General features: G+C 63.9%; 5 protein-coding genes. 4 read left to right on the forward strand and 1 reads right to left on the reverse strand.

Going from position 1 to position 7,349, the window contains the following annotated elements; all coding sequences use genetic code 11:
• The 4 genes from AC1DY5_RS34910 to AC1DY5_RS34925 form a co-directional block, all read left to right on the forward strand.
• The coding region (locus AC1DY5_RS34910; RefSeq protein WP_478118974.1) for a TolC family protein at window positions 1-1,007 on the forward strand (1,007 nt) is incomplete at its 5' end.
• Window positions 1,004-2,521 (forward strand): efflux RND transporter periplasmic adaptor subunit, encoded by a 1,518-nt coding sequence (locus tag AC1DY5_RS34915; RefSeq protein ID WP_478118976.1) that lies wholly within the window; start codon window positions 1,004-1,006, stop codon window positions 2,519-2,521. The genes AC1DY5_RS34910 and AC1DY5_RS34915, both read left to right, overlap by 4 nt.
• Window positions 2,518-5,715, forward strand: coding sequence for an efflux RND transporter permease subunit (locus AC1DY5_RS34920; protein WP_478118977.1), 3,198 nt, complete (start codon window positions 2,518-2,520; stop codon window positions 5,713-5,715). Before AC1DY5_RS34915 ends, AC1DY5_RS34920 begins: the two co-directional genes overlap by 4 nt.
• 160 nt (window positions 5,716-5,875) lie before the next feature.
• Complete coding sequence (locus AC1DY5_RS34925; RefSeq protein ID WP_478118979.1) at window positions 5,876-6,079, forward strand: copper-binding protein; 204 nt, start codon at window positions 5,876-5,878, stop codon at window positions 6,077-6,079.
• A gap of 171 nt (window positions 6,080-6,250) precedes the next feature.
• Here AC1DY5_RS34925 and AC1DY5_RS34930 read toward each other — a convergent pair whose 3' ends face one another.
• A complete protein-coding gene (locus tag AC1DY5_RS34930; protein WP_478118981.1) occupies window positions 6,251-7,186 on the reverse strand; it encodes an ATP-binding protein in 936 nt (311 codons plus the stop codon).
• Window positions 7,187-7,349 lie beyond the last annotated feature (163 nt).

Below are 7,349 nucleotides of genomic sequence, written 5' to 3' on the forward strand. Positions count from 1 at the left end.
GGGGGGCTGACCGCTTCAGCACCACGCGCGACCCCATGACGATGAAGCGCATCGGCATCAGCCAGGAATGGCTGTCGAGCGAGAAGCGAACTGCTCGCCAAGCCTCGGCCGAGGCCGTGGTCGCGCGCGAGGGACTGCAGGCGCGCAGCGCTGTCGCCGAAACGCGGCTGAACACCGCGCTCGCCTACCTCGACGCCTACTACGCCGGCGAGGCGCTGAAGTTGACGACGCTCACGGAGCATCACGCCCATGAAGAGTTCGAGGTGGCACGTGCCCGCCTGGTTTCGTCAACGGGAAGCGGCCAGGAGGTGCTCGCCCTCACTGGCGCGCGTGGCTTGGCGGAGGACGAGTCGGCCGAAGCTCGACAGCTAAAAAGTTCGGCTCAGGTGGCGCTCCAGCGTTGGGTTGGAACCACCGCCGACGAGTTGGCGCCCATAGCCGCGGTTCCCCTGCCGACGGAGCAGGCCTACATCGCAGGCCATCCAGCGGTTCTGGAAAAGCAGTTCGACATCGATGTGGCCACGCGAGCGGCTGCGGTCGCGGCCTCGGAGCGCAAGCCAAACTGGACCTGGGAGGTCTCGTATGGGCAACGCACCGGCTACTCGGACATGGCGACTTTCGGCGTGAGCATTCCGCTTCAGGTGGCCCCGTCCGAGCGGCAGGACCGCGAAACCGCAGCGAAGCTCGCCTTGGCCGACAAGGCCGAGGCCGAACTTGCAGAAGCCACGCGCACGGCTACCGCCGAATATCGTGCGCTCGCCAGCGACGTCCAGCGCTTGCGCGAACGCATCGAGCGGTACAGCCCCGGTGTCGTGGCCCCTGCCGCGCAGCGGACCGCCGTCGCCACCGCCGCATATCGTTCGAACCAGGGCACGCTCATGACGCTCTTCGAGGCAAGGCACGCAGAAGTGGAAGCGCAACGGAAGCTCCTCACGCTTCAACGCGACCTGGCCAAAACCCAAGCACAGCTTGCACTGAAACCTCTCGCGCAAGGAGCCGGCCAATGAAACGCACTCACCTCGCCGCGCTTCTCGTTGTCGGCAGCGCAGTCCTCGCCGGCGGCAGCTTCCTCCTGGGACGCCACACCAGTAATGACGGTATGACCACCCAAGCGAGCGCCGGCGATGGCACATCGTCACCTGATGGGCGCAAGGTCCTCTACTGGCACGACCCGATGGTCCCAGGCCCACGCTTCGACAAGCCGGGCAAGTCGCCTTTCATGGATATGCAGCTCGTGCCGGTCTACGCCGACAGTGACCCCAGCGCATCTGGCGTCAAAGTAAGTCCCACGGTGCAGCAGAACTTGGGCATCCGCTTTGCCACAGTGCGACTTGCCAAGGCCTCGACCTCGTTCGACGCCGTCGGCACGGTTCAATTTGACGAGCGACTGACCGTGGCGGTTCAGACGCGGGTCGCGGGGTACGTCGAGCGCCTGGCTGTGCGTGCTCCGATGGAGCGCGTGCGCAAAGGTCAAGCCTTGGCGACCATCTTCGCGCCGGACTGGCTCGGTCCGCAGAACGAGTTGCTTGCGCTCAAACGGGCCGGCGTCGCGCCCGACCTCGTAGCAGCAGCGCGCGAGCGGATGCGCGCCATGTCGATTCCGGAAGACCTCATCCGCCGGAGCGAGGAGACGGGGACGGCACAGACGCGATTCACCCTGAGCGCACCGGCAAGCGGGGTAGTGGCTGAGCTCGGCGTCCGCGAGGGCGTTGCTATCACACCCGGCATGACGCTGTTTCGCATCGCCGGGCTTGAAAAGGTATGGGCCGTGGCCGAGGTGCCGGAAGCTCAAGCGGTGCGCTTGACCCGCGGCCAGAAGGTCAAGGCGGTGCTGCAAGCAGATGCCTCTCAAAGCTTCGAGGGCGAGCTTAAGGAAATACTTCCAGAGATCAGCTCGAACACGCGCACGCTGAAGGCGCGCTTCGAAGTCGACAACAAGGAAGGCAAGCTCACGCCGGGGATGTTGTTGCGCCTGCAGGTGGCAGGACCGACGAGCACCCGGCTTGTCGTACCAGCCGAGGCGGTGATTCGTACCGGCAAGCGCGCGGTGGTCATCGTCCGCAACGATACCGGCGCGTTCGAGCCGCATGATCTATCGCTCGGGTTGGACCTCGGTGACGACATCGAGGTCATCCAAGGATTGAAGGAAGGCGACCAGGTCGTCGCGAGCGGTCAGTTTCTTATCGATTCCGAGGCTCGGCTGCGCTCGGTGCTGGGAAGCATGACGGCGTCTGGCACGTCGCCCGCATCCGCCGCATCGTTGCCGGCGGGCAAGGCGTCGGCAACCCACGTAGCCGAAGGCAAGGTCGAGAGCGTCGAGCCGGATGGCATCACGATTTCCCACGGCCCCGTTGCGACACTCAAGTGGCCAGCGATGACGATGGGCTTCTCAAAGCCTGACCCCAACGCGTTCGCGGAGGTGAAGCCCGGCGACACCGTCCGATTCGAGTTCAAGGAGGGCGGGCCCATGGGCTATGAGCTCCTCTCGGTGCAGCGCGTGCAACCGGGCACGAAGCAATGATTGCCGCGCTCATCCGGTGGTCGATTGGCAATCGACTCCTTGTGCTCATCGCCACGCTGTTTCTGGTGGCTGCTGGCGTCTGGTCGGCGACGCGCATTCCGGTGGACGCCTTGCCAGACCTTTCGGACGTACAGGTTATCATCCGGACGCCCTTCCCGGGCAAGGCCCCTCAGGTTGTGGAGGACCTGGTGACGTACCCGCTGACGACAACCATGCTCAGCGTGCCGGGCGCCAAGACGGTCCGCGGTTACTCGTTCTTCGGGGACTCGTTCGTCTATGTGCTCTTTGACGACAAGGCGGACCCGTACTGGGCCCGCTCGCGGGTCGTCGAATACCTCAATCAGGTGCAGAGCAAGTTGCCCCCGGGCGCCAACGCATCGCTGGGGCCCGACGCGACCGGCGTCGGATGGGTTTACGAATACGCGCTGGTTGACCGCTCGAGCAGGCAAGACATCGGGCAGCTCCGCGCGCTCAACGATTGGTTCCTGAAGTTCGAGCTGAAGACCGTCCCCGACGTCGCCGAGGTCGCGAGCATCGGCGGCATGGTGCGGCAGTACCAGGTGGTGCTCGACCCTGACCGCATGCGAGGCCTTGGTGTCACCCAGGAAATGGTCGTGGCGGCCCTGCAGAAGGCGAACCAGGCCTCAGGCGGCTCGGTCGTGGAGCTTGCAGAGGCAGAGTACATGGTGCGCTCGCGCGGCTACCTGAAGTCGCTGAACGACTTCCGCGCCATTCCGCTCGCGGTTTCGGGCGCGACCCCTGTTCTCCTGCGCGACGTGGCCACGCTACAGGTGGGTCCGGAAATGCGCCGCGGCATCGCCGAACTCAACGGCGAAGGGGAAGTCGCAGGTGGCGTCGTGGTCATGCGCTCGGGCAAGAATGCACGCACGACCATCCAGGCCGTCAAGGCGAAGCTCGAGATGCTCAAGTCAAGCCTGCCCGATGGCGTCGAGATTGTTCCGACCTATGACCGGTCGCTGCTCATCGACCGCGCCGTCGAGAATCTCCGCTTCAAACTGCTGGAGGAGTTCGTGGTCGTGGCGGTGGTGTGCGCTATCTTCCTGTTTCATCTCCGCTCTGCGTTGGTGGCGGTGGTCGCACTCCCGATTGGCGTGCTCACCGCGTTCATCGTCATGCAGTGGCAAGGCGTTAATGCCAACATCATGTCGCTCGGGGGCATCGCCATCAGTATCGGCGCCATGGTCGACGCAGCCATCGTGATGGTGGAGAACACCCACAAGCATTTGGAGGCGTTCGAGGCGACGCACGGCAGGACCCCAACGTCTGCTGAACGATGGAAGTTGGCCAGCTCAGCATCTATCGAGGTCGGGCCAGCCTTGTTCTTTTCGCTTCTCATCATCGCGCTTTCCTTCGTGCCCGTGTTCTCCCTCGAAGCTCAAGAGGGACGGCTTTTCTCGCCGCTGGCGTTCACGAAGACCTATGCAATGGCTGCGGCTGCAGGCCTGTCCGTGACGCTGGTTCCTGTGCTGATGGGCTACCTCATCCGCGGGCGCATCCCTCACGAGGCGTCAAACCCGGTGAATCGCTTCCTTGTGGCGGCATACCGCCCTGCACTGGAAGCGGTGCTCCGGTTTCCGAAGACCACGCTCGCCGTCGCCGCGGTGCTCATGGCGCTGACAGCCATCCCCGTCATGCGCCTTGGCGGTGAATTCATGCCGCCGATGGACGAGGGCGACCTGCTCTACATGCCATCGGCCCTCCCTGGGCCGTCGATTTCCAAGGCCTCCGAGCTCCTTCAGCAGACGGATCGACTCATCAAGACGGTGCCTGAGGTTGAACGGGTCTTCGGCAAGGCCGGTCGTGCCGACACCGCCACGGACCCGGCTCCGCTCGAGATGTTCGAGACGACCATCCAGTTCAAGCCGCGCGAACAGTGGCGTGCTGGGATGACGCCCGACAAGCTCGTTGAAGAGCTGGACCGCGTCGTGAAGGTGCCGGGCCTGACCAATGTCTGGGTGCCGCCCATCCGCAACCGCATCGATATGTTGGCAACCGGCATCAAGAGCCCTGTCGGCATCAAGGTCGCGGGCGCCGACCTGGCCACCATCGACAAGCTTACAACGCAGATTGAAGCAACAGTCAGGGGCGTTCAAGGTGTTTCGTCGGCACTGGCCGAGCGCCTGACCGGTGGCCGGTACATCGACGTCGACGTGGACCGGCTCGCAGCCGCGCGTTATGGTCTTTCCGTGGCCGATGTTCAGTCCATCGTCTCGACCGCCGTCGGCGGCGACAACGTCGGTGAGGTCGTCCAGGGGCGAGAACGCTATCCCATCAACGTACGATATCCGCGGGAGATTCGCGATTCGCTGCAGCGGCTGAGAGAACTTCCGTTCGTGACCGACAAGGGGGCACAGCTGCTCCTGCAGGACGTGGCAAAGGTGACCATCCAGGAAGGCCCGGCAATGCTGCGAAGCGAAAACGCGCGCTTGTCCGGCTGGGTCTACGTGGATGTCCGAGGCCGGGACCTGAGGTCGGCGGTCAATGACATGCAGGCGGCAGTGGCCAAGTCGGTGGCCATGCCCGTCGGCTACGCCGTTTCATGGTCCGGGCAGTTCGAGTACCTTGAGCGAGCTACCGAACGGCTCAAGCTCGTCGTGCCTGCCACCTTGGCAGTCATCTTCGTGCTGTTGTGCATGCTGTTCAGGTCCGTCACTGATGCTGCACTGGTCATGGCTGCGGTCCCGTTCTCGCTCGTTGGCGGCTTCTGGCTGGTTTGGGCGTTGGGACATTCCATCTCGGTCGCCACCGCGGTCGGATTCATCGCGCTCGCTGGGGTCGCCGCCGAGTTCGGCGTCGTGATGCTCATCTACCTCAAGAACTCCCTTGCACGTCGTATCGAAGCTGGAGCGCCGATGAACAACGAAACCTTGCTTGCCGCCATCCGCGAGGGAGCGGTGCTGCGCGTTCGCCCAAAGGCGATGACGGTGGCGGTTGTCATGGCGGGCTTGCTGCCCATCATGTGGGGAAGCGGAACCGGCTCCGAAGTGATGACCCGAATTGCTGCTCCCATGGTGGGTGGCATGGTGACGGCTCCCTTGCTCAGCTTGCTCGTCATTCCGGCCGCCTGGTACTTGGTCATTCGACGCCGAACTGCCACACGCGATATCCGCCAGGGCCACGACGCGCCAATCGAGCCGGCAGGTTCAGCCCGGCGCTCATCCCAAAACGAATGAAAGGTACCCACACATGACGAAGTTCCGAAGCATCCTCATCACCTTGCCGTTCATCGCATTGGCGGTCGCTCATGCTCAAACGAGGTCCGGCGCGATGACCGCGCCCACCGTGGCCCAATAAGGCGAATCGGCCGCTGCGCTGCCCCTGACCGAGGGCGAAGTGCGGCGGGTGGACAAAGAGCGCGGCGAAGTCGTGCTCAAGCACGGTGACCTTCCCAACCTCGGCATGCCCGCGATGACCATGGCCTTCAATGTTTCCGCCCCGAGCACCCTGGAGAAGCTCAAGGCTGGCGACAAGGTGCGGTTCAGCGCCGAGATAGTGAACGGAAAGCCGACCATCACGCACATCGATGTCGTGCAGTAGAGGAAGGCCGCTTCCTTCCAAGCCTGTCACGACACTTTTCAGCCGGCTTACAAACGAGAGCCGGCGGTCAGAGTCCGCTTATGGCCGGATTCTGCCCGTCGCAGCTGGCTCGTGGCGCGGCAACTGGGCCGTCGGTGACTGTAGCCAAGGACCGCGTTGGCGCACGTCACGCTAACCGTCGAGGCCGCGGTTCTTCACCCATTCGGCAAACGCGTCGTCCTGGAACCGATATTCGCCAACCTCGAGCCGCGTGATGAGCTCCTGATCTTGAAGGCGTTTCAGCGCCTGCGCAGGTGCGTTCTTGGAGACGGCCCTTTCAAGGCCAAGCGCCATTCCGATGCGCAGCAAGGTTCTCGCCGAGTGGAGGTCGGTGACATCATTGGCGAGCGCCTTCAGGACCTCCTGGTCCGCCGGCAGCAACCGGGCCCAGGTCTGCGCAAACTCCCTGTCGTTGAACACATGTTCTAGCGTGTGCTCGAGGGCGGCGCCTCCGCCCAGGTCCGCATTGGTCATGAAGCGCTCGAGGTAGCGTCTGAAAAACTCTGGCGTGTCCTTGAGAGCATGGAATGCCTCCAACGCCTCCGCCTGCTTGAGGCTGAAGCGCGAGAGCTTGTTGACCTTAGCCACCAAGGCTTTGACGAAGTCCTCGCCGAGAAGCTCGAACGGCTCCAGGGGCGCCCAGTTGTAGAAGGGCTCGGTGGACCGGCCGAACATGCGGCGCAGCGTCGGCTCCGAGCTCCCTGCAAACACCACCTTGATGTTCTGCTTGCGGCTGTCGAGGCCAGCGCGCAACGAATGAGCAAGTTCCGAGTGAGCCGCATCCGCCAAGACCTGTGCCTCGTCCAGAACCAGGAGCATGCGCTTTCCGCGCTTGTCGAAGGTCCTGAGCCACTCGCCCAGTGCCGGACCGCCGGCTGACGGCGCATCTGCGAGCTCGGCTTCGACCGACCCTTCGCCTAGGCCAGGCACCTTCGCGCCAGCTTTCACCTTTCGAAGCGGGGTGTTCAGGCGCTGGGCGACTTTCGCGAAGCCCTTGAGCTCGAGCGTGCGCTGCAAGGCGGCGACGAGCGCTCCGGTAGGCTGCGTCCGCGCGTCCCAGAGATTCAAGTACGTCGTGAGGTAGCCGGCATTCTGTGCAGCGGGGATGAGGTCCTTCTCGAGGAATTCGGACTTTCCCATGCGCCGCTTTGCAAACAGGCCTTTCGCAGAGGTAAGCCCTAGATCGAAAGCCTTGAGGTACTTCTGAGCCAGTTCAGGCCGAGCGTAGTGC

The organism is Variovorax sp. P4_D9, assembly GCF_056401695.1.